Source organism: Flavobacterium magnesitis (assembly GCF_041729735.1).
GTDB classification, from domain to species: domain Bacteria; phylum Bacteroidota; class Bacteroidia; order Flavobacteriales; family Flavobacteriaceae; genus Flavobacterium; species Flavobacterium magnesitis.
The window spans coordinates 1-25,081 of the sequence record NZ_JBCFQK010000012.1; the positions used below are offsets into that span (position 1 = coordinate 1).

General features: G+C 33.2%; 25 protein-coding genes. 13 read left to right on the forward strand and 12 right to left on the reverse strand.

Annotation, left to right across the window (positions count from 1 at the left end; all coding sequences use genetic code 11):
• Positions 1 to 468 precede the first annotated feature (468 nt).
• Both AAGV33_RS09330 and AAGV33_RS09335 read right to left on the reverse strand, forming a co-directional pair.
• Positions 469 to 612, reverse strand: a complete 144-nt coding sequence (locus tag AAGV33_RS09330) for a hypothetical protein (protein WP_373391707.1) — start codon at positions 610 to 612, stop codon at positions 469 to 471.
• Positions 613 to 668: 56 nt separating this feature from the next.
• On the reverse strand, positions 669 to 1,253 hold the full coding sequence (locus tag AAGV33_RS09335) for an RNA polymerase sigma factor (RefSeq protein WP_373391831.1): 585 nt from the start codon (positions 1,251 to 1,253) through the stop codon (positions 669 to 671).
• Between the two features lie 310 nt (positions 1,254 to 1,563).
• Between AAGV33_RS09335 and uvrA the strand changes: the two genes are divergently transcribed.
• The gene (uvrA, locus tag AAGV33_RS09340; RefSeq protein ID WP_373391708.1) at positions 1,564 to 4,350 is read left to right on the forward strand and encodes an excinuclease ABC subunit UvrA; all 2,787 of its coding nucleotides are present in this window, start codon (positions 1,564 to 1,566) and stop codon (positions 4,348 to 4,350) included.
• Positions 4,351 to 4,406: 56 nt separating this feature from the next.
• On the opposite strand, the gene AAGV33_RS09345 is transcribed toward uvrA, so the two are convergent.
• The 7 genes from AAGV33_RS09345 to AAGV33_RS09375 form a co-directional block, all read right to left on the reverse strand.
• Complete coding sequence (locus tag AAGV33_RS09345) at positions 4,407 to 4,703, reverse strand: hypothetical protein (RefSeq protein WP_373391709.1); 297 nt, start codon at positions 4,701 to 4,703, stop codon at positions 4,407 to 4,409.
• Positions 4,704 to 4,831: 128 nt separating this feature from the next.
• The gene (locus AAGV33_RS09350) at positions 4,832 to 6,328 is read right to left on the reverse strand and encodes a lipopolysaccharide biosynthesis protein (RefSeq protein ID WP_373391710.1); all 1,497 of its coding nucleotides are present in this window, start codon (positions 6,326 to 6,328) and stop codon (positions 4,832 to 4,834) included.
• An 8-nt stretch (positions 6,329 to 6,336) separates the two neighbouring features.
• Positions 6,337 to 7,623 (reverse strand): glycosyltransferase family 4 protein, encoded by a 1,287-nt coding sequence (locus AAGV33_RS09355; RefSeq protein WP_373391711.1) that lies wholly within the window; start codon positions 7,621 to 7,623, stop codon positions 6,337 to 6,339.
• A 23-nt stretch (positions 7,624 to 7,646) separates the two neighbouring features.
• Positions 7,647 to 8,108, reverse strand: a complete 462-nt coding sequence (locus tag AAGV33_RS09360) for a nucleotidyltransferase (protein ID WP_373391712.1) — start codon at positions 8,106 to 8,108, stop codon at positions 7,647 to 7,649.
• Positions 8,109 to 8,120: 12 nt separating this feature from the next.
• On the reverse strand, positions 8,121 to 8,285 hold the full coding sequence (locus AAGV33_RS09365) for a hypothetical protein (protein WP_373391713.1): 165 nt from the start codon (positions 8,283 to 8,285) through the stop codon (positions 8,121 to 8,123).
• Positions 8,286 to 8,342: 57 nt separating this feature from the next.
• The gene (locus AAGV33_RS09370) at positions 8,343 to 10,775 is read right to left on the reverse strand and encodes a YfhO family protein (protein ID WP_373391714.1); all 2,433 of its coding nucleotides are present in this window, start codon (positions 10,773 to 10,775) and stop codon (positions 8,343 to 8,345) included.
• A 44-nt stretch (positions 10,776 to 10,819) separates the two neighbouring features.
• Positions 10,820 to 11,101: a DUF4834 family protein gene (locus tag AAGV33_RS09375; RefSeq protein ID WP_373391715.1), complete on the reverse strand. Its 282-nt coding sequence runs from the start codon at positions 11,099 to 11,101 to the stop codon at positions 10,820 to 10,822.
• Between the two features lie 121 nt (positions 11,102 to 11,222).
• Here AAGV33_RS09375 and AAGV33_RS09380 point away from each other — a divergent pair, with 121 nt between their 5' ends.
• Together AAGV33_RS09380 and AAGV33_RS09385 are read left to right on the forward strand one after the other, a co-directional pair.
• Positions 11,223 to 12,176 (forward strand): transporter, encoded by a 954-nt coding sequence (locus AAGV33_RS09380; RefSeq protein ID WP_373391716.1) that lies wholly within the window; start codon positions 11,223 to 11,225, stop codon positions 12,174 to 12,176.
• Positions 12,177 to 12,188: 12 nt separating this feature from the next.
• The gene (locus AAGV33_RS09385; protein WP_373391717.1) at positions 12,189 to 13,307 is read left to right on the forward strand and encodes a GTP cyclohydrolase; all 1,119 of its coding nucleotides are present in this window, start codon (positions 12,189 to 12,191) and stop codon (positions 13,305 to 13,307) included.
• Positions 13,308 to 13,440: 133 nt separating this feature from the next.
• Here the strand turns inward: AAGV33_RS09385 and AAGV33_RS09390 are convergent, their stop codons facing one another.
• Together AAGV33_RS09390 and AAGV33_RS09395 are read right to left on the reverse strand one after the other, a co-directional pair.
• Positions 13,441 to 13,917, reverse strand: coding sequence for a hypothetical protein (locus AAGV33_RS09390; protein WP_373391718.1), 477 nt, complete (start codon positions 13,915 to 13,917; stop codon positions 13,441 to 13,443).
• Between the two features lie 117 nt (positions 13,918 to 14,034).
• Positions 14,035 to 15,297: an aminotransferase class I/II-fold pyridoxal phosphate-dependent enzyme gene (locus AAGV33_RS09395; protein WP_373391832.1), complete on the reverse strand. Its 1,263-nt coding sequence runs from the start codon at positions 15,295 to 15,297 to the stop codon at positions 14,035 to 14,037.
• 346 nt (positions 15,298 to 15,643) lie between these two features.
• Here AAGV33_RS09395 and AAGV33_RS09400 point away from each other — a divergent pair, with 346 nt between their 5' ends.
• Together AAGV33_RS09400 and AAGV33_RS09405 are read left to right on the forward strand one after the other, a co-directional pair.
• Positions 15,644 to 16,006 carry a hypothetical protein gene (locus AAGV33_RS09400; RefSeq protein WP_373391719.1) on the forward strand — a complete coding sequence of 121 codons (363 nt, stop codon included), beginning with the start codon at positions 15,644 to 15,646 and terminating at the stop codon, positions 16,004 to 16,006.
• Positions 16,007 to 16,149: 143 nt separating this feature from the next.
• Complete coding sequence (locus tag AAGV33_RS09405) at positions 16,150 to 16,686, forward strand: YfiT family bacillithiol transferase (protein WP_373391720.1); 537 nt, start codon at positions 16,150 to 16,152, stop codon at positions 16,684 to 16,686.
• A 31-nt stretch (positions 16,687 to 16,717) separates the two neighbouring features.
• Here AAGV33_RS09405 and AAGV33_RS09410 read toward each other — a convergent pair whose 3' ends face one another.
• Positions 16,718 to 17,008, reverse strand: a complete 291-nt coding sequence (locus AAGV33_RS09410) for a hypothetical protein (RefSeq protein WP_373391721.1) — start codon at positions 17,006 to 17,008, stop codon at positions 16,718 to 16,720.
• Positions 17,009 to 17,014: 6 nt separating this feature from the next.
• On the opposite strand from AAGV33_RS09410, the gene AAGV33_RS09415 reads away from it, so the two are divergent.
• The 8 genes from AAGV33_RS09415 to AAGV33_RS09450 all read left to right on the forward strand — a co-directional run bounded on the left by AAGV33_RS09415 (position 17,015) and on the right by AAGV33_RS09450 (position 25,023).
• Positions 17,015 to 17,578 (forward strand): GNAT family N-acetyltransferase, encoded by a 564-nt coding sequence (locus AAGV33_RS09415; protein WP_373391722.1) that lies wholly within the window; start codon positions 17,015 to 17,017, stop codon positions 17,576 to 17,578.
• 160 nt (positions 17,579 to 17,738) lie between these two features.
• Entirely contained in the window at positions 17,739 to 18,119 is a 381-nt protein-coding gene (locus tag AAGV33_RS09420; RefSeq protein ID WP_373391723.1) for a SpoIIAA family protein, read from the forward strand.
• Positions 18,120 to 18,137: 18 nt separating this feature from the next.
• Complete coding sequence (locus AAGV33_RS09425) at positions 18,138 to 18,650, forward strand: pyridoxamine 5'-phosphate oxidase family protein (RefSeq protein WP_373391724.1); 513 nt, start codon at positions 18,138 to 18,140, stop codon at positions 18,648 to 18,650.
• Between the two features lie 192 nt (positions 18,651 to 18,842).
• Positions 18,843 to 19,649, forward strand: a complete 807-nt coding sequence (locus AAGV33_RS09430) for an NYN domain-containing protein (protein ID WP_373391725.1) — start codon at positions 18,843 to 18,845, stop codon at positions 19,647 to 19,649.
• Between the two features lie 54 nt (positions 19,650 to 19,703).
• Positions 19,704 to 21,233 (forward strand): FMN-binding glutamate synthase family protein, encoded by a 1,530-nt coding sequence (locus AAGV33_RS09435; RefSeq protein WP_373391726.1) that lies wholly within the window; start codon positions 19,704 to 19,706, stop codon positions 21,231 to 21,233.
• Positions 21,234 to 21,489: 256 nt separating this feature from the next.
• Entirely contained in the window at positions 21,490 to 22,068 is a 579-nt protein-coding gene (locus AAGV33_RS09440; RefSeq protein WP_373391727.1) for a non-canonical purine NTP diphosphatase, read from the forward strand.
• Between the two features lie 205 nt (positions 22,069 to 22,273).
• Positions 22,274 to 24,166, forward strand: coding sequence for a DEAD/DEAH box helicase (locus tag AAGV33_RS09445; protein WP_373391728.1), 1,893 nt, complete (start codon positions 22,274 to 22,276; stop codon positions 24,164 to 24,166).
• A gap of 89 nt (positions 24,167 to 24,255) precedes the next feature.
• On the forward strand, positions 24,256 to 25,023 hold the full coding sequence (locus AAGV33_RS09450; protein WP_373391729.1) for a carboxypeptidase-like regulatory domain-containing protein: 768 nt from the start codon (positions 24,256 to 24,258) through the stop codon (positions 25,021 to 25,023).
• The last annotated feature ends 58 nt before the right edge of the window (positions 25,024 to 25,081 follow it).

Consider the following 25,081-nt stretch of genomic DNA (forward strand, 5'->3'; position numbering starts at 1 on the left):
AAAACAGGCCACAGACCTGTCTGCCGACGGGCAGGTAACACTAATCTAACAGATAAAAACGGATTTCTCATAGCTCTTTGTAAATCACAATCTGCGATAATCCGTTAAAATCAGTTTCATCGGTGTGGCATTGGATCAATGCTAAATGTTGTGGAGAAACATAAAAATCGCTCTAATTATTTTTTACCGCAGAGAGTGCAAAGATTTTCATCTAAGAATGCGCTTCTAAAAGCACAAAGTTCGCAAAGCTAAGACAATACAAAACTTTGCAAACTTTGGCTTATTATAAAAGCTAAGGCTAAAAAACTTAGCGCTCTCTGCGGTAATTTTTTTTCCTACTCCACAGTTTTTTATATTAATCCGTGCCATTCTCAATAATTGTTATAAGAAACGGATAGTCATAAAAAGTAAATCTCACTAACTTCAAATAATTAGTGAGATTTACCAAAACAGCTATTGCTAGCTTAATTAATTTGCAATAATTTCAAAACTGTTATCCGCTACCTTAATCATGTGGAGCGCTTTTGAATAATTCAAAAGAAAAGAAACAACTTCTTTTTTAGGTTTCATCGTTGTGGTAACTAGATTTTTTTTAGAGTAAATTTTTGCCATGTTCTATTTCTAAATTTATGTGTTAGAATACAACGGGACAAGTATTTAAATATTGTTTAATTGGTCAAAATAATTTGATGTTTATCAATTACTTTCCTCAAATTCATCAAAGCATAACGCATTCTGCCTAAAGAGGTATTGATGCTTACACCTGTTATTTCTGAGATTTCTTTAAAACTCATGTCTTTGTACATTCGCATAATCAAAACTTCTTTTTGATCTTCTGGAAGTTCTTCAATCAATTTTTGAATGTCTAATTCCACCTGATTGGCAATCAATTGATTTTCGATTGTTAGTGAATCATCCGTCATAATCGAAAACACCGAAAACTCCTCGGTTTCCCGATACATCGGCATTTTTTTATTTTTTCTAAAATAATCAATGACCAGATTGTGGGAAATTCGCATGACCCAAGGAAGAAATTTTCCCTCTTCGTTATACGAATTGGATTTTAAAGTTTTAATTACTTTTATAAAAGTATCCTGAAAAATATCGTTAGAAACATCTCTATCGGAAACTTTTGAATATATAAAACCGTAAATTTTAGATTCGTGTCTTTTAATTAAAGTAGCTAAGGCTTCTTCTTTGCCCGCTATATAATCCTGTACCAACAAAGCGTCGGAAATTTGAATATCAGCTATCATAGTAATACTTTTTAGTATGAGTTAATTAGGGTATTTTTTCTAAAAAGTAGTTTTATACTATAGGCGCTTTTATATTTAAGTCTAATATTGATTTTCCAAATTTAACAAATAATTGTTTCGACAAACAAATAAAAACAACAAAAATTACATAAAAACAGTTATTTATTAAATTTTAAATCATTTACCATCAACTATCCATACCAATATTTCTATATTAAAAAACTAAAATGGTATTGAAATTTATGATTTAATCGAACTCTATTCTCATTTATAAAATGATTACTTTTGTAAAAATCCATTATTTTCTATGAAAGTTGACTTTTCTAAAATAGATCCAAAGAAAAATATAATAATAAAAGGGGCTCAGGTACACAATCTAAAAAACGTTGATGTTGTCATTCCCCGCAATAAATTAGTAGTAATTACAGGGCTTTCGGGTTCTGGAAAATCCAGTTTAGCTTTTGATACTTTGTATGCCGAAGGACAACGTCGCTATGTAGAAAGTTTATCTTCTTATGCAAGACAATTCCTGGGAAGATTAGACAAACCAAAGGTAGAATACATCAAAGGAATTGCTCCTGCCATTGCCATTGAACAAAAAGTAAATACCACAAATGCGCGTTCTACCGTAGGAACTTCGACGGAGATTTACGATTACATGAAATTATTATATGCCCGAATAGGAAGAACATTTTCTCCAGTTTCGGGTCGTGAAGTCAAAAAAAATACGGTTTCCGATGTAGTTTCCGATGTAAAAAATCTAGAACTTAGTAGTAAATGGTTGCTTCTTGCTCCTATCCATCTGGAAGAAGGAAGACAACTAGAAGACAAACTAAAAGTATTGCTTCAGCAAGGTTTTTCCCGAATATTAGTCAATAATGAAACTGTTCGTTTAGACGAAATTGACCAACATTCATTAGACAATAAAGACATTACTTTAATTGTGGATCGAATTGTAGTTAAAGATGATGAAGAATTCTACAATCGTCTTGCCGATGCGGTACAAACTGCATTTTACGAAGGAAAAGGAATCTGTTATTTACAAGAATTAAATTCAGACAAGCGATTTGATTATTCGAATAATTTTGAGATGGACGGAATTAGCTTCTTAGAACCGAATGTCCATTTGTTTAGTTTCAACAATCCTTATGGCGCTTGTCCAAGCTGTGAAGGTTACGGAAATATCATTGGCATTGATGCCGAACTGGTAGTTCCAAACACCAGTTTATCAGTTTTTGAAAACGCCATTTTCCCTTGGCGTGGAGAAAGCATGAGTTGGTTTCGAGACGAATTAGTCAACAAAGCCTATAAATTTGATTTTCCTATTCACAAACCTTTCTTTCAATTAACCGAAGAACAAAAAGAATTAATTTGGACTGGAAATTCTTATTTTCAAGGACTGAATGATTTTTTCAAAGAGTTAGAAGAGAAAAATTATAAGATCCAAAATCGCGTCATGTTGTCGCGTTACCGAGGAAAAACCAAATGTCAAACCTGCAAAGGAAAACGCCTGCGTGTAGAAGCTTCTTACGTTAAAATAAATAACAAAACCGTTTCGGATTTAGTTGATTTACCAATTAAACATTTAGTTGATTTCTTTAAAAATTTAGAATTAGACGAATATGAAAAACAAATTGCCAAAAGACTTTTAGTCGAAATCAACAATCGTTTGTCATTTTTAACTGAAGTGGGTTTGGATTATTTGACGTTGAATCGAAATTCGTCAACACTTTCCGGAGGAGAATCGCAACGTATTAACTTAGCGACTTCATTGGGTAGTAGTTTGGTAGGTTCGATGTATATTCTGGACGAACCGAGTATTGGTTTACACCCAAAAGACAGCGAACGCTTGATAAAAGTATTGTTGTCGCTACGGGATTTAGGCAATACTGTAATCGTTGTTGAACATGACGAAGACATCATGAAAGCCGCCGATATGATTATCGATATTGGTCCTGAAGCAGGAAGTTTTGGAGGGGAATTAGTGGCTCAGGGAAATTTTGACCAAATACTAAAATCGACATCATTAACAGCAAAATATTTAAACGGAGACTTAGAAATTGCGGTTCCCAAAAAACGTCGCCCTTTTAAAAATTTTATCGAAATAAAAGGAGCCCGAGAAAATAACCTTCAAAATATTGATGTCACCTTTCCTCTTGATGTCTTAACCGTGATTACTGGAGTTTCTGGAAGTGGAAAAAGTACGTTGATCAAGAAAATTCTGTTTCCTGCTATGCAGAAGAAACTGGACAATGCTGGAGAAAAAGCAGGTCAATTTACTGAAATATCAGGTTCTTTTTCTCACATCAAACACATTGAATATGTAGATCAAAATCCGATAGGCAGAAGTTCACGTTCTAATCCCGTAACTTATATAAAAGCTTATGATGACATCAGAGATTTATTTGCAAAAGAAAAACTATCCAAAATAAGAGGCTATCAACCCAAACATTTTTCTTTCAATGTAGATGGTGGTCGTTGTGAAACATGTAGTGGTGAAGGAACCATCAATGTAGAAATGGTTTTTATGGCTGATGTCCAATTGCCATGCGAAACCTGTAATGGAAAACGCTTTAAAAAAGAAGTGCTCGAAGTCACTTTTGAAGGCAAAAACATCAATGATATTTTAACAATGACTATTGACGATGCCGTACACTTTTTTGAAACCAACAAGCAAACTAAAATTACTCAAAAACTAAAACCGCTACAAGATGTTGGTTTGGGTTATGTACAATTAGGACAATCTTCTTCTACTCTTTCTGGTGGAGAAGCACAACGTATCAAACTGGCTTCTTTTCTGGTAAAAGGGGCAACCAAAGAAAAAGCTCTATTTGTTTTTGACGAACCTACCACAGGTTTGCATTTTCATGATATCAAAAAATTATTAGCTTCCTTTGATGCTTTGATAGAAAAAGGACATTCTTTATTAGTAATTGAACACAATCTGGACTTGATTAAATGTGCCGATTGGATTATTGATTTAGGTCCAGAAGGAGGAGAAAACGGAGGTCAATTATTAGCCGTAGGAACACCCGAAGAAATTGTAAAAAACAAGAAATCAATTACTGCAAAATACTTAAAAGAAAAGCTGTAAAAAACAGAAAACTCCGTTTAAAGACGGAGTTTTTTTTTTATTATTTTCTTCACTAATTAACCATAACATTTTTCTTCAAAAGGCATTCCGTCTTCATCGATAGCAATTATAATTTTCTTTTCTTTTTTTGATTGATAATATTGAACCATCCACGGTATTGACCACAAGCCGAAAGTAGCACAAGAAATCCAAAAATTTAAATTATGATTAATTTTTGCTGGTTTTTTGGATAAAACTACAAAAGGTAATTTATCATTTACCTCTTCCACAACAAAACCCTTTTTGACTTTCTGGGCTAAAACACGAGATAATTTCTTTGAATTCTCATTGTTAATTAAAGGTACGTTTTTCATATTTGAGGGTATCTAAATTAATCTTTAACTAAAAGATAAAACTTGCCACAAATTTAATACCACAATTCAGAGTGTACAATACCCACTTTTAGTGATTAACACTACCAAAAAAGAGATAATTATAAAATCTATCTTACAATATTGAACTTTTTCAATAAACCGTCTATAACTTCATTGATTTGGAGAGAAATAACAAACTTATAATTCAAGTACACATAAGCTATGGTGACTAAAATAGATTTTAACCCAATAGCAATTATGGGGTGGAAAGGAAAATCCCAAAAGTAGAACACTAAAAATAAAATAGCAGTGAGATAAATTGAATATAATGTTTGCTTGGTAAATGGATACAAATGCAAGCGTTTAACAACAAAAAGCAACTTAGCCACACTGTATAAAGTAATAGACAATAAAGTAGCAAATGCCGACCCAATAATTCCATAAATAGGAATAAAAATCATGTTTAGAACTACTGTCAAGAATACTAAAAGAACTCCCAAAAACAATACTGCACGATAATACTTTGTATTAAAAATAATGGCATTATTATTCCCTAAAATCAAATCAAAATATTTAGAGAGACCAATCATAAAAACAACCGTTATTCCACTAAGATACAATTCTTTTTCGGCAGGATCTTTCAATCCCGCTATGATGATTTCGTATAACATATTGATATTGACAAAAATTCCCAACATTACTAAACCACCTACTACTTGCAAATTAATAGATGTTTTTTTATACAAGGAATTCATTTCGTCATGATTGTTTTCGTGCATTAATCTTGCCGTAATTGGATAGACAATTTGATGCATGGCACGACTTGGTACAGAAATTACCAAAGCAATATAAGTTGCTACCGAATAGAAAGCGATGTTATCAATAATCATGTATTGGTTCAGAATCATTTTATCTCCATCGAGCAGTAAATTAGCAACGCTTCCGGACAAAATAATATAAAAAGAATACACTAAAATATCTTTAGCATTGTCAGGAATGGTTAATTGAAAACTTGGCGGCTGAATACTAAAAGCATAAAACATAGTTACCAAAAGCGCCAAAAAATACACAATAGCCGTAGCATAAACGAATCCTTCTACTGACATCCAGCCATAATAAACGGCAATCAATAAAAATAATGAAGCCAATCGTAATGCTACTTCTTTAATAAAATTACCAAAAACCGAATGCATGTGAACACGCAACCAGGCATAGAAAATTTCGAAATAAGCCATACTCACTCCAATAAATGGAACAAGCCAAATGTAATTTTTAACAATCAGATTCTTTTTCGATAAAAAGAAAACAATATCATCAAAAAAAATAAATCCAATTAAACACAACGGAATAATAAAAAGTAACGGAAAAAGAACCGTAAAAGATAAAAATCGGGAACGTTCTTCGTGAGTTTTATATTGTGAATAGAATTTTACCAGCGTATTTTGCATTCCAATGGCAAATAATGGCATAATAACATTGGCACTCGAAACAATATAATTGGTTAAACCATAATAGGCTGCGCCAAGAAAAACGGGATACAAATAAATGGTATTAAAGCCTCCAATAGCAAAACCAATGTAAGTTATTATAGTATTCTTTAAAGACTGATTTAAAACGATTCCCATTTATGAAATTAGAGGTTTAGAAGTTGTACCAATTGCTCGGTCAAATTTTTTCTTGAATATTTTTGCAAACCTACACCATGAGATTGTAATTCTCCTTCCAGGTATTGATTATAAAAGTCCAAAATTAACTTTTTAAGTTTTACTTTTTCAGAATAATCAAAAAATACTCCTGTATTCGTTTCAGTAATAATTTCGGCAAAATCCGAACCGTTTGGACCAATAGCAATTATGGGTCTATTGGAAACCATATATTCAAATAATTTACCCGGAATAATACTTTTCGTTTCTTCCGAATCAATTTCGATAAGTAATAATACTTGCGATCTTCTTTGATGCACTATAGCTTCTTCATGCGAAACATAACCTAAATTATTCAAATAATCAGTCAAGCCAAAAGAAGTAATCGAATCTAAAACTTCCTGACTAACGGCTCCTATTAATTTAATTTCCAAATGCAATTTAAAATCAGGAATTTCAGCTATTAATTCGATCAAAGATTCCCATAAAAATTGAGGATTTCTAGCCGAAAGAAAAGAACCAATATGCGCCAAAGAAAATTTAGAATCCAGCGGTTGTTTATCTACTTTTTCCACATCAAAACCATTTGTAATTACAGCTATCGGTTTTTGGGTCAACACTTCAAATTCTGATTTTGTAGTTTTGCTGGTAACAATAATCGTATCGGCAGCATTTAAAACTTTGGATTCTAATTCTTTGTGTTTTTGAGCGGCATTATCCGATAAAAGTAACGCTTTATGATAACCAATGGTTGTCCAGGGATCTCTAAAATCAGCAAACCATTTTATATTTAATTTCTGCTTTAATTCCAAACCAATAAGGTGTAAACTATGTGGTGGTCCTGAGGTAACAATGGTATCAATGTTATTTTCAACAATGTATTTTTCTAAATAAGAAACAGAAGGTTTTACCCAAAAAAATCGAGCGTCAGGAATAAATAAATTCCCGCGAATCCATAAAAAGACCTTGTCTAAAAACGATTGTTTCTTTTGGTTAGGAATAATCCCTGAATTCATTTTCTTGGTTTTATTCTTCGATAAAAAAGAAGCCAATTGATACGGTTCGAATATTTTTTGCTTTAAAATTATAGCCTTATCCGAAACTTCTTTAAATAAGTTTTCATCAACAATAGGATAAGTTGGATTTTCAGGAACATAAACCACTGGCTGAACACCAAAATCAGGTAAATATTTAACAAATTTCAACCAACGTTGTACCCCTGGTCCTCCAGCTGGCGGCCAATAATAGGTAATTATTAAAAGTTTTTTTTGTTTCAAGTTTAAGATTTTGTGATATTGAATTATAAATCTCTATTTAATTTTTCAAGTTCTTCAATATCTAAAAGATCCTTGGGTCTGTTGGCTGCTTTTTTTGCAATTATTAGATTTTTATAATCAATAAAGAACACTGGAATTCCATCTATATCAATAACATTTGCTTTTTCTAATAAGGTTGAAAAAGACTGATTTTCTAAGCCTTTGACAGAAGTCATAATATCTAATCTAAAATTAAAATTTAGAGTAAAATCTGTCCAGCCTGGAATAAATTGCATTGTACTAATACTTTCATAATCACCTAAACCCATTTGTTTGATGGCATTTCTTAAATTCTCACGATTAACAATTGTATCTTCTATAAAAATGTCAATATCTCCGGTATTTCTTCCATAACCATAAATATTTACTGCAAATCCACCTATGGTTAGATAATTTACATTATTTTCTGATAAATATTTCCAAACATCTATTATTTGCTCATTCATATTCATTTCAAATTATTTTGATTTTGAATATTTTTTTGCATTTTTCAACATATAAGAAAGTTCGATTATTGCTATCAGCTTTTCAAAACGTTGTTGATAGGTCAATCGTCTCGTCTCTTCTATGTATCTCGCTTCCATTAATTTTGGATGTGCGTGATTTAATTTGACTTTGCCCATTTCATTTAAAAATTAGATTTTTTCTAAATTTATCTTTATCAAATTTACAAATAAATATTATATGTGGGGCGTCCCTTTTTTTCTTTCAAAATAAACTCCTCCTATCAACAACAACAACAGCATTCCTACTCCACTAATAAGCGTAATGGTACTTCCTGTTTTGATAACTTCTGGTTCAAATTTAAATTCAACGGTATGTACACCTTTTGGCAACATCATCGCTCTTAAAACATAATTTACAGGAAAATGGTCTGTTTTTACACCGTCAACATAAGCATTCCATCCGTTTGGATAATAAATTTCAGAAAAAACAGCCAAACCTTCATTTTTACTATCTGAAATGTATTTGATATAATTAGGCTTATGTGTACGCAATTGAATCGATCCTGTGGTATCCATATTGCGTTTTAAACGTGCGTTTTTAAATTTGTCACTATATAAGTTGATATTGAATACTGCTATTTTTTTAGTGTTTATCCTGTCTAGCGCTTTCATTTCGTCATTGGCTTTGTTGACCAATTTTACTTCGTTAACAAACCAGGCATTTCCGTTCGCATCTGGATTGACAACAGGAAATTCTTTTCCTTCTTTATCCGTTTGAATAACATACTTTACATTTAGCATATTCAAAATCTCCAGATTGTTTTTAGCAATTTGGTAATCAAATAATTGTTGCATTCTGCGAGGTTTAGCAGCATGATATCCACCAATTGATTTGTGGAAATAAGAAGTTCTTGCACTAGAGAAATTTCCGCTTACTTCAAAAACACGGTAATCGCTTGTATCTCTTAAAATTTGAGCATCAGCAGGCGTTTCCTGAAAAGGAACTGCAACTTCTCTTCCGCTTACAAAATCTTTAGCCGAAACGTATTTTTTGTCTACCAAAAACAAATCAGAAACCATAAACAAACCAACTAAAATGATGGCTGTGGTTTGAGCTATTCTATTTTTAATAAGCAACCATAAAACGCCAGCTGTCAAAATAACAAAGAAAGCCGAACGCAATAAATCTGCACTATACAGGGTTTTTCTATCTTTTTTAAGGGCATCCACAAAACTAGGCCCGTAACTTTCGTTAAAATAACTATCGCTTGCTCCTGAGAAACTGAACATACTTTTACATAAAAACAAAATCACAATAGTTCCTAAAACAATAGCTCCCGATTGCCATAATCCTTCCCATTGTTTATTTTTATCTGCTTTAAAAAAGGATTGTAATCCCATAACAGCCAAAACAGGAAAACACAATTCTAATATCACTTGAATAGAAGAAACGGCTCTAAACTTATTGTACATCGGCACATAATCAATAAAGAAATCCGTTAAAAGTGCGAAGTTTTTACCCCAGGAAAGTAATAAAGCTACAATTGCTCCCGAGAGAAATACATATTTTATTTTTCTGTCGTCTATAATTAAAGCTAAAATCCCTAAAAAGAAAACCACCACGCCTATGTAAGCTGGAGCAGCAACAATAGGCTGATCGCCCCAATAGGTTGGCATTCCAGTAACAAAATCAGCAGCTTGACCAGCAGGAACTCCTTGGCTAATCATAAAATCATACATGCTACTATCCGTACCTAAGGTTTCGCTGTTAGAACCACCAAAAAGCCTTGGAGCAATCAAATTGAAACTTTCGGCAACACCATAACTATACTCGGTAATATAATCACGAGTCATCGCACTGGTACTGGTACTTCTAGAACCATCTGGGTTAAAAGTCAATTCGCTTTTTCCACGGGTACTAAAATCAGCATATTCGGCTGTGGCCAATAAATTAGTAGCATTCGCTCCAATTGCAAAAATTCCAGCAACAGCTAACACACCAAAAGAAATGAACAGCGATTTAATTTCCTTGTTCTTAAAACTTAAATAACTGTAATACCCTGAAAGAATCAATAAGAAAATCAGCAAATAATAGGTCATTTGAAAGTGATTGGCATTAATTTCTAATGCCGTCGCCAACATGGTTAACAAACCTCCAACAACATATTTTTTATTGTAAACCAATATAAAACCTGCAATAACCATGGGCATATAAGCTATGGCATGTGCCTTAGCATTATGTCCAACTCCCAAAATAATAATGAGATAGGTTGAAAAGCCAAAGGCAACCGCTCCAAAAAATGCTTTTAATGGATCTACTTTTAAAACCAAAAGCAAACCATAAAAACCTAGAAAATAGAGAAATAAATAATCGGCTGGACGAGGTAAAAAACGCAATACATCATCTATTGCTCCAATAAAATCATACGGATATTTAGCGCCTAATTGATACGTTGGCATTCCTCCAAAAGCGGAATTGGTCCAGTAAGGCTCAACATGTTGTGTTGCTCTAAAATCGTTTTGCTCCTTCGCCATTCCGGTATATTGAGCAATATCCGATTGGAAAATTTGTTTTCCCTGAAGTACGGGATAAAAATAAATGAGTGAAACTAATACAAAACCAAAAATGGCAATAGCGTGCGGATATAACTTATTTATTATTTTCAATTTCTGAGAATTTTATTAAATATTGGATTACTATTGTGGCAAATTTAATCTATTTCTTCGTAATCCACATAATCTCCTACTTTTTTGGTTTCTCGAGGTTTCTTATCCTTGGGTGTATTGAAAATTATAGTTTCATCCTTTTGATTGTTTTGCCAAGAATCCTGATAGTGACGTTGTTGTTGCTGATGCATGTTTTGACCCGCTTTTTCCACTACTTTTTTAATTAATAGTGGTAAAAACAACTTAGCCAAAAACCTGAAAATATAATAAAAAGCTATAATGTAAAATAGTGTTTTTATAAATCCTGTAAAAGAAGCAACTTGCATAATCGAAATGTTTTTTAGCAAAATTAACAAATACTAACTTCAAAATTAGAATATCATTCTTAAATAAATAATAAAATATAGTACATTTGGAAAGCCTATTACTTTTAAAATCCAAAACAACATGTCTCAATTTAAAGTTTTATTAGTCTTAGCAATAAGTCTTTTAGCAAATTACAACTACGGACAACATACTGATGAAATCAATTCCAATCGTCCCGGCGAGACCATGTCAGCTTATGCTGTTGGGAAGTCGGTAATTCAAGTAGAAACAGGAATTTATGGTATTCAGGAAAACCATCGTTTATTAGGTTATGATGCTAATGGATATGGTGCCGACCTTACTTTGCGTTACGGTTTTTTACTGGAAAGACTAGAAATCATTGCCGACATTCAATATCAAAATCAAGATTTTGTAAATGGTTTTGACAAATACACTAAATCCAATTTAAAACAGACAGTTTTAGGAGCAAAATACCTCATCTACGATCCTTATAAAAATTACGAAAAAAAAATAAACATTTACAGCTGGAAAGCCAATCATTCCTTTGACTGGCATCAATTAATTCCTGCTGTTTCTGTTTTTGCAGGAGCAAATTTCACAGCAAAAGACAATCCCTATGCTTTTTCTCCTGAGGCTATGATTTCGCCAAAAGTGATGTTAATTACCCAAAATCACTTAGGAGACGGCTCTTGGGTTTTTGTAACCAATATTATTGCCGATTACATCACCACCGACTATCCAAGTTACGGCTACGTTCTGACTTTAACCAAAGGTTTCAGCCGAAAATGGTCTGGTTTTGTAGAAAATCAAGGATACAAAAGCGATTTTTACAGCGATGCCATCGTGCGTGGAGGAGCCGCTTTTTTACTCAATAAAAACATGCAGATAGATGCTTCTGTAAGCCATAATTTAAAAGACACACCTACTATTTTTTATGGTGGTATTGGTTTTTCATGGCGGTATGACAACAATTATAAAGAAGTCCGAATCAACATAGACGATGCTCCTTCTCAACCTAAATCGGTACGAAAAGTAGCCAAAAAAGATCAAAAACGAAAAGACGCAATAGAATAAAGAAACAAAAACATGATTACAGTAAAAGAAGCAAAAACAAAAAAAGAACTGACCGAATATATTAAATTTCCTTTTTCCTTATACAAAGACAATGAGTTTTGGGTTCCACCATTGATTGCTGAAGAATTAGAAACTTTTGACAAAACTAAAAATCCCGCTTTCGAAAATGCCGAAGCTTATTTTTATATAGCTTACAAAGACAATGAAATTGCAGGTAGAATTACAGCCATTATCAATTGGGCAGAAGTAAACGGACAACAAAAGAAAAAAGTGCGTTTTGGTTGGTTTGATGTTATCAATGACATCAATGTAACCGAAGCTTTACTGGAAAAAGTATACGAATTAGGCCGAAAAAACAATTTGGAATATGTTGAAGGTCCAATGGGATTTTCAAACCTGGACAAAGTGGGTGTTTTAACCGAAGGCTTTGATCAACTAGGAACTATGGTTACCTGGTACAACCATCCGTATTATGCTACTCATTTTGAGCAATTAGACTATGTTGTAGAAAAAGAATATGTAGAGAGTAAATTTCCGTTTTCAAACGTAAAACCAGAATTTTTCCAGAAAGCAAATGAGCTGGTCAAAAAAAGATACCAATTGAAACCGCTCAACTTTAAATCCACTAAGGAAGTAATGCCTCATGTAGATAAAATGTTTGATTTATTCAATACTTCTTATGCTAATTTATCTTCATTTGTAGCTATTTCTGATGTTCAAAAGGAGTATTTCAAGAAAAAATACATCAGTTTCATCAATCCTGAATATATTAAATTTGTAGAAGACAAAGACCATAATATTGTGGCTTTTAGTATTGTAATGCCCTCTTTTTCCAGAGCCTTACAAAAAGCCAAAGGAAAGCTTTTCCCTTTTGGATTATTCCATTTGCTTAAAGCAAAAAAACAAAGCAAAGACATGCTTTTCTACTTAATTGGCGTTCATCCTGATTACCAAAACAAAGCGGTAACCGCTATTATTTTTAACGAATATTACGAAACTTTTAAAGAAAAAGGAATCGAAAACTGTTTTAGAACTCCTGAATTAGCAGACAACGTAGCCATTCACAACCTTTGGAAACATTTTGACCCAAAAGTACATTGTCGCAGAAAAACATACCGAAAAGAACTTTAATTCAATGATTTTTGAATGTAGATTAACGATTCTTGATTTTAGATTGGAATTAGCAAATATTTTTTTTGCAAAATAAAAATCTAAAATCAAGAATCGTTAATCAAAAATCTGCAATCCTATTTTTTTGAATTAATTAGGGTTTGCAATCTATTTTAGTATAAACGATGTTTCCATCAAATTTAATTTTGCTTTTATCTTTAAAAGACATTTTATCATTAGTTTCTACCATTTCTCCATAACCTTCAACATAAGTATTGGCATCTTTTTTTAGGAAAGCTAATTCTCGAATAGAGGTTTTTCCTTCTGATTCAAATTTATAATCGGCAAAAATGGTATCTCCTTTTACATTGCCTAAAAGTGTACCAAAGCTTTTATCTTTCTCATAATAAGAATAATCTAATTCACCTGTAAATTCGTTTACACTATTCACATCCACAGACAATGTCAGGGTATCTTTTTCAATTACAGCCTGATAACATTCTTTTTGAGGTGTTTCCAGAGGAGATTTTACTTCAAGAGGCGGAACAACGACCTCCTTTTTTTTACTATCCACACAAGAAAATAAAATTGCAATCAAAACAACATTACTAAGTAAATATACTGCTTTCATAATCATTTAAGGTTTTGGGTTATTCTTGTAAAGGTATTTTAAAGCAAAAAAAATCCACTCATATACTGAATGGATTTTTTTTATATAATTCCCACTAGAGAATTTGATTTTATAAGCTTATGCGTCTAAATCTACTGTAGTTTTAGCAGCAATTTCTTTGTAAGTTCCGTTTACTAATTTCTCACGAATAGCTTCAAAAGCAGTCAATGTTTCATCAATATCAGCCAAAGTATGGGGAGCCGTAGGAATAACACGCAATAGGATCATTCCTTTTGGAATAACAGGATAAATTACAATCGACAAGAAAATACCATAATTCTCTCTTAAGTCATTTACCATTACCATTGCTTCAGGCACACTTCCTTCTAAATAAACTGGCGTAACACACGTATTAGTATCACCTATGTTGAATCCTTTAGCTTTTAAACCACTTTGCAAAGCATTTACATTTTCCCATAATTTATTTTTCAATCCTGGGTTATCACGCAATAATTGCAAACGTTTCAAAGAACCAATAGTTTGAATCATTGGCAATGCTTTGGCAAACATTTGAGAACGTAAGTTGTATTTTAAATAATCAATAACATCTTTGTCAGCGGCTACAAATGCACCAATGTTAGCCATCGATTTTGCAAAAGTCGAAAAGTAAACATCAATTCCGTCCTGACAACCTTGCTCCTCACCTGCTCCGGCACCTGTTTTACCAAGAGTACCAAAACCGTGTGCATCATCAACTAACAAACGGAAATTGTATTTCTTTTTCATTGCTACAATTTCTTTCAACTTTCCTTGTTGCCCACGCATCCCGAAAACACCTTCCGTAATAAAAAGAATTCCTCCACCTGTTTCTTCGGCTAATTTTGTAGCACGTTGCAGGTTTTTCTCCATACTTTCAATGTCGTTGTGTTTGTATGTAAAACGTTTTCCGCTATGCAAACGAACTCCATCAATAATACAAGCATGACCATCAACATCATAAACAATAACATCATTTCTGGTTACTAAAGCATCAATAATAGACACCATTCCCTGGTAACCAAAATTCAACAAGTAAGCTGATTCTTTCATTACAAAAGCAGCCAATTCCTGCTCTAATTGTTCGTGATATTTAGTATGACCACTCATCATACGAGCTCCCATTGGGGCAGCTGCACCAAATTCTAACGCTGCATCCGCATCTGCTTTACGCACTTCTGGATGATTCGCCAGACCTAAATAGTCATTCAAACTCCAGTTCAAAACCTCTTTTCCTTGAAATTTCATTCTTGGACCTAAATCTCCCTCTAATTTTGGAAATACAAAATAACCTTCTGCTTGCGAAGCCCATTTTCCTAAAGGTCCTTTATTGCTCTGAATTCTTTCGAATAAATCTTTTACCATACTATCGTGATGTAATAACATTAATTTTTAACAGTTTGCAAAAATAATTATTTAAATTTTATTAGGGGCTTTTAAGCAAAATTTATTTTTAGGAGCTATTTACGCCAGTTGATCCATTCACTTTTTCACCCGCTGTCCGCTCTATCTCTTGTATCTCGTTAAAGAAACGAGCCACAAGAGGATGCCGCTACCATCGGGGCTAAGAAACAAGAATAGTTTTCCAATTCAACTAATGAGCTGAATGTTTGTAAGAAAAAATGAATATATTTGGAAAACAATATAGCGACGCAAACCTTTTCCAATCTAGCCTATTGTGGGAGTATATAAACTGTGTACAAAAAGAATAATGAATAAAAATATTAAAACCACAAAAAAATCATTAAAAGAGAAAATTTGTATTTTCTTGGTTTTACTTGTATCGATGAGCGGAATATATTTTATAGCAACAGGTTTAGCTGAAAAGAGGGATCAAGAAATTGAATTTATAAATCAAGATTACGTAATTATTCGTGGAATAGTCACCAAAAAATCCACATACAAAGGTAATTCAATTCGAGTGAAATATAATGTAGATGGAAAATATTTCGAAGATAGTGACGGTTTTAATATAAACGACAAAGTTAAAGAAGGCGACAGTATTTTTATAAAATATTCAAAATCGAAACCCGAATTAATGATTACTGAATTTAACGACGAATTTAGTAACTAAATAAGGTAAGCCTATAATAGCTCCCCCGCTGCCGTACGAATCCTTTCGTGTGGCTCGTTTCTAAATCAATAAAGAGTTAAACTTCTCGTAACCCTGTTAGAGTTTAAAACTCTGACAGGGTTCATAAAACCATAAAAGCTAACATGACATTAGAACAACTAAAATATCCAATAGGACAATTCGAGTCGCCAGCAAAAATTACTAAAGACATTTTATCACAATGGATTGCTGCCATTTCATCTTTTCCAACAAGACTAAAAAACGAAGTCAATCATCTAACTAACGAACAGCTAGACACTCCGTACAGAGCTAATGGTTGGACCATTAGACAAGTTATTCATCATTGTGCCGACAGCCACATGAACAGTTTAACTCGTTTCAAGCTCGCACTAACCGAAGACCAACCTACAATAAAACCGTATTACGAAGAACGATGGGCTGAACTTTTAGACAGTAAAAATATGCCAATCGCTCCTTCTTTAAAAATATTAGAAGGCATTCACGAAAGATGGACTGTACTATTAAATCATCTAACAGAAGAACAAAACGGAAGAATATTTATCCATCCCGAACACGGAAAAACCTTTAGATTAGACGAAAATATTGGAGTCTATGCCTGGCATTGCAAGCATCATTTGGCACACATAACCGAAACTAAAAAGCGCAACAACTGGAAATAAAAACAGCCGACTACAAAGTTAAAACTGACAACTAAAATCTTCCAGATGACAACTGCAATGTTGCAAATCTCTTTGAAAAAGTTGCATAAGTCTTTGGAGAAATTACAAATGCCTCTGGAAAAGTTACAAATACCTTTGGAGAAGTTGCAGAAGCCTTTGGAAAAGTTGCAGAAGTCTTTGGAGAAGTTGCAAATGTCTCTGGAAAAGTTACAAATACCTTTGGAGAAGTTGCAAAAGCCTTTGGAAATATTGTAAATACCTTTGGAAAAGTTACAGAAACCAAATTACAATTGAATGAGATATGAATACTTCCGGAATGCATAAAAAAATGATTATCAGAAAAGCAACTTTAAAAGATGCCGGAAATATTGCTACACTACTGTTATTAAGTATGGAGGATATTATTTTCAATTTTATCAATCAAAAGGATTATGATACAGCAAGAGCCTTTTTGCTGCATTTTGTAAAACAAGAAAACAACCAGTATTCTTATCAAAATTGCTTGGTTGCTGAAGAAGAAAACCAAATTATAGCCGCAGTTAATTTGTACGATGGTTCAAAATTAACCGAATTAAGAAATCCGATTATTCAATATGTAAGATTCCATTTTAACCAAAATTTTAATCCTGAAGACGAAACCCAATCGGGAGAGATTTACATTGATTCTTTAGGAGTTGATCCTAACCAACAAGGTAGAGGAATTGGCACAAAACTACTTCGCTTTTTAATCCATGAATATGCAATCCAAAATCAACAAATCTTAGGTTTACTGGTTGAAGAAGGAAATCCTCAAGCAAAAAAATTATATTTAAAACTAGGCTTTAAACCTGTAGGAAAGAAAACTTTGGCTGGAAAAAACTTGGAACATCTTCAATTCAGCAATTCTAAATAATACCACTTGATTACGTTAATATTTCTTTCCCACACTCCTGGTTTACTCTTTTTAGAAGTGGTTGGAATTTATTAAAAAATCAAATCATGTAATAATTCCGTGAAAATCTGTAACATACCGAAGTATAGAAATGATAATTTTGAAGAAACAAATAGAAATTATGATAGCTATACTACCAAATATCCCAAACAATGTTGCCGCTTTTGAAGCAAGTGGAACTGTAACAGAAACTGATTTTGAAAACGTGGTGTTCCCTACTGTAAAACAAAAAGTAAAAGTTTATAAAGAATTAAATTACCTTTTGTATTTAAATACAGGAATAGAAGATTTTACTTTTAAAGCCTGGTTGCAAGATCTACTCCTCGGAATAAAAAACCTCACAAAATGGAACCGTTGCGCTATTGTCACTGACAATAATAAAGTACAAAATTTCACTGAAATATTTAGTGTCTTGATGCCAGGAGAATTTAAATCATTTCCAAAAGATAAGTTGGAAAGTGCTATTTCTTGGTGTGCTAATGGAGAAGAAAAAAATATTTAACTTAAAAAAAACAAGAAGATGTCAATAGAAAATCTAACACAGAAAAAAGCAATAGAGAAATTAAAAGAATTATCAGAAAGTGCCAGAATTTGTATGTTTTGCACTAATTTAACTGAGCTTCCAATGAATTCCCGCCCAATGAGCCTTCAGGAATGCGATCAGGATGGAAATCTTTGGTTTATAAGCAGTGCCGAAAGCAACAAAAATTTTGAAATAGAAGAAGAGAACAAAGTGCAATTGTATTTCATGAACAATGGAAGTGCGGAGTATCTGTCTATTTATGGAAAAGCATTTATTTACAAAGACAAAAACACCATAGAAGAACAATGGAGCTCATTAGCTAACGCATGGTTTGAAGAAGGAAAAGAGGATCCTAAAGTAACCATAATTAGAGTAACTCCCGAAGAAACCTATTATTGGGATACCAAAGCAGGGAAATTTATATCTATGCTAAGTTTTATGGCTGCTGCAATAACTGGAACAAAAACAGACAATAGCGATGGAATTGAAGGAAATTTAAACATTCAATAGTACTTTAGTTACTGATACTTCATAAGAATTTCACTAAATAAAATAAGTTTTAGAAAGTAACTAAAAATCAAACAAAGGAGAAGTTTTTAACTTCTCCTTTTCTATTAAAAAAAAGGAGGCTAAATGAAATAATAATATTTAGAATAAAAACTAAATGAAAATAATTATCTTTAGCTCACTTAAAAAAATACAATGCCACAAAATACAAAAGAACTCAAATTAGCCGTATTGATTGATGCCGACAATGTTCCGTACAGTAATGTAAAAGGAATGATGGAAGAAATCACAAAGTATGGAACACCTACTACCAAACGTATTTATGCCGATTGGACTAAACCTAATGCCAATGGTTGGAAAGCCGTTTTATTAGAACACGCCATTACTCCTATCCAACAATACAGTTACACTACAGGCAAAAATTCTTCTGATTCCGCTTTGATTATAGATGCAATGGATTTATTGTATTCTGGAAAACTAGATGGTTTTTGCATTGTTTCCAGCGATAGCGATTTTACTCGTTTAGCGATTCGTTTAAGAGAATCAGGAATGAAAGTCATTGGAATTGGCGAACAAAAAACACCAAAACCGTTTATTAGCGCCTGTGATAGGTTTATTTTTATCGAAGTTTTAGATGGAGCAATCAACAAGAAAAAAGTAACTAAAGTAGTTGTAGATTCTAAAAAACCAGTTGAAAAAACAACAACAATTACTAAAATTACTGAAAAACCCACACAAAAACCGCTCAATAAAATTGACGAACCTACTATAGAATTAATAGAATCTACTATTGAAGATTTAGGCGATGATGACGGCTGGGCTTTCCTTGGCGATGTAGGAAACCTGATTGTAAAGAAAAAACCAGAATTTGACCCAAGAAATTACGGTTTTTCAAAACTGACTCCTATGCTAAAGTCACTAACTGACATTCTTGAAATTGACGAAAGAGACTCAGATAAAAAGGGAATTAAACATGTTTATGTTCGTTTGTGTTACAGTTAGTCACATCGAAATATTTATCTTTTCGAATAGTACTTTTTTAAACCATATTATCAAATGAGAAAACAAATTTTCATTGTTGGGATTTCATTATTAGCCATTTCATTATTTTTCAACTATTACATGGAAACATCCTATTTGTTTTCTGTAATAATGATTGCTTTTATAAGCATCGGATTTTATAATAGCATTCAAAAAAAACATGCCATCCTACGAAACTTTCCAATTATTGGTTATTTCAGGTATATTTTTGAAAGTATTTCGCCAGAAATTCAACAGTATTTTATCGAACGTTCCACTGACGGAAAACCTTTTTCAAGAAACCAGCGTTCCCTTGTCTATCAAAGAGCTAAAAACATTAGTTCTAATACCCCTTTTGGAACACAATTAGACTTAAACCACAGTAATTACGAAGGAATTAAACATTCTGTGTTTCCTACCAAAGTAAATGAAGAATTATCACGAGTTTTAGTGGGAGGAAAAGATTGCAAACAACCTTATTCGGCTTCCTTATTGAATATTTCAGCAATGAGTTTTGGCTCTTTGAGTGAAAATGCAATTATTGCACTGAACAAAGGAGCTCAAAGAGGTCATTTCTATCACAACACAGGCGAAGGTGGATTGACTGAATTTCATCAAAATGGTGGCGATATTACTTGGCAAATTGGAACGGGATATTTTGGCTGTCGAGATGACCGAGGAGGTTTTGACGGGGTTCGATTTGCCGAAAAAGCAAATCTTCCTGAAGTAAAAATGATTGAAATAAAACTATCACAAGGAGCTAAACCAGGTCACGGTGGTGTTTTACCCGCTGCAAAAAACACGGAGCAAATTGCTAAAATAAGAGGGGTAATCCCGCATACTTTAATTTTATCACCACCAAGTCACAGTGCTTTTTCTAACGCCAAAGAATTGGTAGAATTTATAGATCGTTTGCGTCAATTATCAAACGGAAAGCCTATTGGATTTAAACTCTGCATTGGTCAAACCAGTGAGTTCGAAGCCATTTGTCACGAAATGATTGCTGCCGATTGTTATCCTGATTTTATTACTGTTGATGGTGCCGAAGGTGGAACAGGTGCTGCCCCTTTGGAATTTTCAGATGGTGTTGGAATGCCTTTTGAACCTGCCTTAATTTTTGTCAATAAAACATTAATCAATTTGAATATTCGGGATAAAATACGAATCATTGGCAGTGGAAAAATTATTTCTGGATACTCTATTTTACACGCCATTGCATTAGGTGCAGATATATGTAACAGCGCCAGAGGTTTTATGTTTTCGTTAGGGTGTATTCAGGCTTTACGTTGTCATAATAATCAATGTCCAACTGGAGTTGCTACTCAGGACAAAATGCTGATGAAAGGTCTAGTTGTGACCGATAAATCTGAACGGGTATATCATTTTCATAAAAACACATTGCACGCTGCTAACGAGTTATTGGCGGCAGCAGGAAAATCAAGTTATGAAGAAGTAGATGGCTCTATATTTATGCGTGGGGATGAATTCACTCATCTTTCGGATTTATATTTTCCTAATAATTTAGGCAACATTACCACACACCTCAAAAAAAAGGAGGGCTTTTAAAGCCCTCCAAAATTTGGTTTTGATTTACTATTTTCAACTTATAATTAACTAAATGTACTGATTGTTGTGTTTTTATTCTTCTTCCCAAATTAACATACACAACTAATGAATCAAAACCACAATATAAAGATACAAAGCATTATCTAAAAACACACAACCAATACCATTATTTAATATTTAATTAACTCAAAAACAACAGTTTACAAAAATTAAGTTAAAAAAAACACTCTAATCATTCCAATTTAAATCATAGAAAATGCAACTTGTATTCGCTTCCAATAATAAAAACAAAATCAAAGAAATCCAGCAATTACTTCCAAGTACTATAGAAATTTTAAGTCTGGAATCCATTGGCTGCTACGAAGAAATTCCTGAAACAGCTGATACCATTGAAGGAAATGCTATTCTTAAAGCCAATTATGTAACTGAAAAATACGGTTACAATTGTTTTGCCGATGATACTGGACTAGAAGTAACTGCATTGAATGGAGCACCAGGAGTGTATTCAGCTCGATATGCGGGAGGACAACGCAATGCCGAAGACAACATGAATCTTTTATTAGACAATCTAATCGAAAAAACAGATCGTACGGCTCAATTCAAAACCGTAATTGCACTAAATCTTAACGGACAACAACATTTATTTACTGGAATTGCCAAAGGAAAAATTACAAAGGAAAAATCAGGAAATCAGGGTTTTGGGTACGACCCTATTTTTCAACTCGAAGACTTTGAAGAAACTTTCGCCGAATTATCATTGGAAATTAAAAATAAAATTAGCCATAGAGGAAAAGCAACTCAATTGTTAATTGCTTTTTTAAGTAAAACAAAATAATTGTTTAAAATCCAACATATTTATTCATTTTTATTATAAAGATTTTCATTATTTACTGTAAAAATTCAAAAATTAGAAGCTCCCATTTTAGTTTAAAAAGATAACTTTCTGATAATCAAAAGATATTAAATCATTAAAACTTGGAATAGCATTAGTTTATATCGAATATTAACAGTAATTTTGCACCCTATTTTAAAAATACATAATGAATAAATTTGAACAATTAGGATTGAGTGAATCGTTACTGAAGGCGATTAAAGATCTAGGATTTGAAAATCCGTCAGAAGTACAGGAGAAGGCGATTCCCCTATTATTGGAAAAAGATACAGATATGGTTGCGTTGGCTCAGACTGGGACAGGGAAAACGGCAGCTTTTGGTTTTCCAGTTATCCAAAAAATTGATGCTGACAACAGAAATACGCAGGCGTTAATTTTATCTCCAACACGCGAGCTTTGCTTACAGATTACCAACGAACTTAAAAACTACTCTAAATACGAAAAAGGTATTAATGTGGTAGCAGTTTACGGTGGGGCTAGTATTACCGAACAAGCGAGAGACATTAAGAGAGGAGCACAAATTATTGTGGCTACTCCAGGTAGAATGCAAGACATGATTAACAGAGGATTGGTAAACATTACTCAAATTAATTATTGTATTCTTGACGAAGCAGACGAAATGTTGAACATGGGATTCTACGAAGATATCGTAAACATCCTTTCAACAACCCCAGACGAAAAAAACACATGGTTGTTTTCTGCTACTATGCCAGCAGAGGTTGCAAGAATTGGAAAACAATTCATGACTAATCCTCAGGAAATTACTGTTGGTACTAAAAATTCAGGTTCAGCAACGGTTTCTCATGAATTTTACTTAGTAAATGCTCGTGACCGTTACGAAGCTTTAAAACGTTTAGCTGATGCTAATCCAGACATTTTCTCTGTAGTTTTTTGTAGAACAAAACGTGATACACAAGCTATTGCTGAAAAATTAGTTGAAGATGGATACAGTGCTGCTGCTTTGCACGGAGATTTATCTCAGGCGCAACGTGATGGTGTAATGAAATCCTTTAGAGGTCGTCAAATTCAAATGCTTGTAGCTACTGACGTTGCTGCTCGTGGAATTGACGTTGACAACATTACTCACGTAGTAAACTACCAATTACCAGACGAAATTGAAACCTACAACCACCGTTCAGGTCGTACAGGTCGTGCAGGTAAATTAGGAACTTCTATCGTGATTGTAACTAAAAGTGAATTGCGTAAAATTTCTTCTATCGAAAGAATCATCAAACAAAAATTTGAAGAAAAAACAATTCCTTCTGGAATCGAAATCTGCGAAATTCAATTACTACACTTAGCTACTAAAATTAAAGATACTGAAGTTGATCACGAAATTGACAACTATTTACCAGCTATCAATAATGTATTAGAAGGTTTAACTAAAGAAGAATTGATTAAGAAAATGGTTTCAGTTGAATTTAACCGTTTTATCAATTACTACAAGAAAACCAGAGATATTTCGGCTCAATCTGGAGACAGACGTGAGCGCGGAGACGATCGTGCTCCAAGAGAAAACAACAATGGTGGCGCTACAAGATATTTTGTGAACATTGGTTCAAGAGATAACTTTGACTGGATGACATTGAAAGATTACCTGAAAGAAACATTAGACCTAGGTCGTGATGACGTTTTCAAAGTAGATGTAAAAGAAGGTTTCTCTTTCTTTAATACTGATCCAGAACATACTGATAAAGTAATGGAAGTATTAAACAACGTACAATTAGAAGGACGTCGTATTAATGTTGAAATTTCTAAAAATGATGGTGGCGGAAGACGTGACCATAACGGTAGAAATTCTGGTGGTGGATTTGGTGGAAGAAGTTCTGCTCCAAGAAGAGAAGGAAACTTTGCTCCAAGACGTGAAGGTTCTGGTGGTGGTTTTAGAAGCGACAGAAACTCAGCTCCAAGAGAAGGTGGTTTCAGAAGCGAAAAAAGCAGCGCTGCTCCAAGACGTGAAGGTGGCTCATCAGAAAGACCAGCAAGACGCTCTGAAAGCTTTGGTGATTCACCAAGACCAAGAAGACCAAGAAGAGACTAACACTCTATTGTTAATTTTCTTATAATTAAAAAAGGAAACTACAAAATATTTAAAGCCGATTTATTACTTTTAAAGTCTTAAACCAGTTTATGAAATATTTTGTAGTTTTCTTTTTTTTAATACTATCTGTATCTGCTTTTGCACAAGAAGCATCTTCTTCTCAAAAGGTAACAGGCTATGTCTACAACGACAACGGCAAAACCCCTCTATCTGGAGTTAACATCATCAATATTAATAAAGTAAGAGGTTCAAAAACAGATTCTACCGGATATTTTGAAATTGATGTGCACCCTACTGACACCTTACATTTTTCTCTTTTAGGATTTCAATCGCTAAGAGTGAAAGTAACCAACGACTGGATAAAAAATAAAATGGCGAAAATTTTCCTTACCGAAAGAGCTATTGCCTTAGAAGAAGTAATCATTCGTCCATTTAATTTAACTGGTTATCTTGAAGTAGATTCTAAAACCATCCCTACCAATCAAAATTACCGTTACAGCATTTCAGGCCTAAACAATGGTTATGAAGCAGGAGAATATTCGCCTGGCGCTTTTGGAAAAGTATTGGGTTCTATTTTCAATCCAGCTGATATGTTGTACAATGTATTTGGCAGAAAAGGAAATGAACTCAAAAAAATAAAAGAGATGAAGAAAGACGATACCGTTCGAACACTTCTGGAATCTAAATTTGACAGAGAAACCATTGCTGTTTTATTAGGAATAGACAAAAATGAAATCCCAGAAATATTACAACGTTGCAATTATTCGGAATCTTTTATCCAAACTGCAAACGATTTACAAATTATGGATGCCATAAGTGGATGTTATGAACAGTACAAAGTCCTAAAGAAAAAATAAACTAATAATTTAGATAGTAGATAAGTCCTCAATTACAAAAGTAGTTGGGGATTTTTTT

What these genes read in the sequence shown, in the direction of transcription:
- AAGV33_RS09350 (WP_373391710.1), bottom strand. Translation starts at nt 6,328, where the DNA reads ATGGGAATCGTTTTAAATCAGTCTTTAAAGAATACTATAATAACTTAC.
- AAGV33_RS09375 (WP_373391715.1), bottom strand. Translation starts at nt 11,101, where the DNA reads ATGCAAGTTGCTTCTTTTACAGGATTTATAAAAACACTATTTTACATT.
- AAGV33_RS09415 (WP_373391722.1), top strand. Translation starts at nt 17,015, where the DNA reads ATGATTATCAGAAAAGCAACTTTAAAAGATGCCGGAAATATTGCTACA.
- AAGV33_RS09405 (WP_373391720.1), top strand. Translation starts at nt 16,150, where the DNA reads ATGACATTAGAACAACTAAAATATCCAATAGGACAATTCGAGTCGCCA.
- AAGV33_RS09420 (WP_373391723.1), top strand. Translation starts at nt 17,739, where the DNA reads ATGATAGCTATACTACCAAATATCCCAAACAATGTTGCCGCTTTTGAA.
- AAGV33_RS09400 (WP_373391719.1), top strand. Translation starts at nt 15,644, where the DNA reads ATGAATAAAAATATTAAAACCACAAAAAAATCATTAAAAGAGAAAATT.
- AAGV33_RS09450 (WP_373391729.1), top strand. Translation starts at nt 24,256, where the DNA reads ATGAAATATTTTGTAGTTTTCTTTTTTTTAATACTATCTGTATCTGCT.
- AAGV33_RS09410 (WP_373391721.1), bottom strand. Translation starts at nt 17,008, where the DNA reads ATGCATTCCGGAAGTATTCATATCTCATTCAATTGTAATTTGGTTTCT.
- AAGV33_RS09445 (WP_373391728.1), top strand. Translation starts at nt 22,274, where the DNA reads ATGAATAAATTTGAACAATTAGGATTGAGTGAATCGTTACTGAAGGCG.
- AAGV33_RS09330 (WP_373391707.1), bottom strand. Translation starts at nt 612, where the DNA reads ATGGCAAAAATTTACTCTAAAAAAAATCTAGTTACCACAACGATGAAA.
- AAGV33_RS09365 (WP_373391713.1), bottom strand. Translation starts at nt 8,285, where the DNA reads ATGGGCAAAGTCAAATTAAATCACGCACATCCAAAATTAATGGAAGCG.
- AAGV33_RS09430 (WP_373391725.1), top strand. Translation starts at nt 18,843, where the DNA reads ATGCCACAAAATACAAAAGAACTCAAATTAGCCGTATTGATTGATGCC.
- AAGV33_RS09395 (WP_373391832.1), bottom strand. Translation starts at nt 15,297, where the DNA reads ATGGTAAAAGATTTATTCGAAAGAATTCAGAGCAATAAAGGACCTTTA.
- AAGV33_RS09390 (WP_373391718.1), bottom strand. Translation starts at nt 13,917, where the DNA reads ATGAAAGCAGTATATTTACTTAGTAATGTTGTTTTGATTGCAATTTTA.
- uvrA (WP_373391708.1), top strand. Translation starts at nt 1,564, where the DNA reads ATGAAAGTTGACTTTTCTAAAATAGATCCAAAGAAAAATATAATAATA.
- AAGV33_RS09380 (WP_373391716.1), top strand. Translation starts at nt 11,223, where the DNA reads ATGTCTCAATTTAAAGTTTTATTAGTCTTAGCAATAAGTCTTTTAGCA.
- AAGV33_RS09425 (WP_373391724.1), top strand. Translation starts at nt 18,138, where the DNA reads ATGTCAATAGAAAATCTAACACAGAAAAAAGCAATAGAGAAATTAAAA.
- AAGV33_RS09385 (WP_373391717.1), top strand. Translation starts at nt 12,189, where the DNA reads ATGATTACAGTAAAAGAAGCAAAAACAAAAAAAGAACTGACCGAATAT.
- AAGV33_RS09345 (WP_373391709.1), bottom strand. Translation starts at nt 4,703, where the DNA reads ATGAAAAACGTACCTTTAATTAACAATGAGAATTCAAAGAAATTATCT.
- AAGV33_RS09435 (WP_373391726.1), top strand. Translation starts at nt 19,704, where the DNA reads ATGAGAAAACAAATTTTCATTGTTGGGATTTCATTATTAGCCATTTCA.
- AAGV33_RS09440 (WP_373391727.1), top strand. Translation starts at nt 21,490, where the DNA reads ATGCAACTTGTATTCGCTTCCAATAATAAAAACAAAATCAAAGAAATC.
- AAGV33_RS09360 (WP_373391712.1), bottom strand. Translation starts at nt 8,108, where the DNA reads ATGAATGAGCAAATAATAGATGTTTGGAAATATTTATCAGAAAATAAT.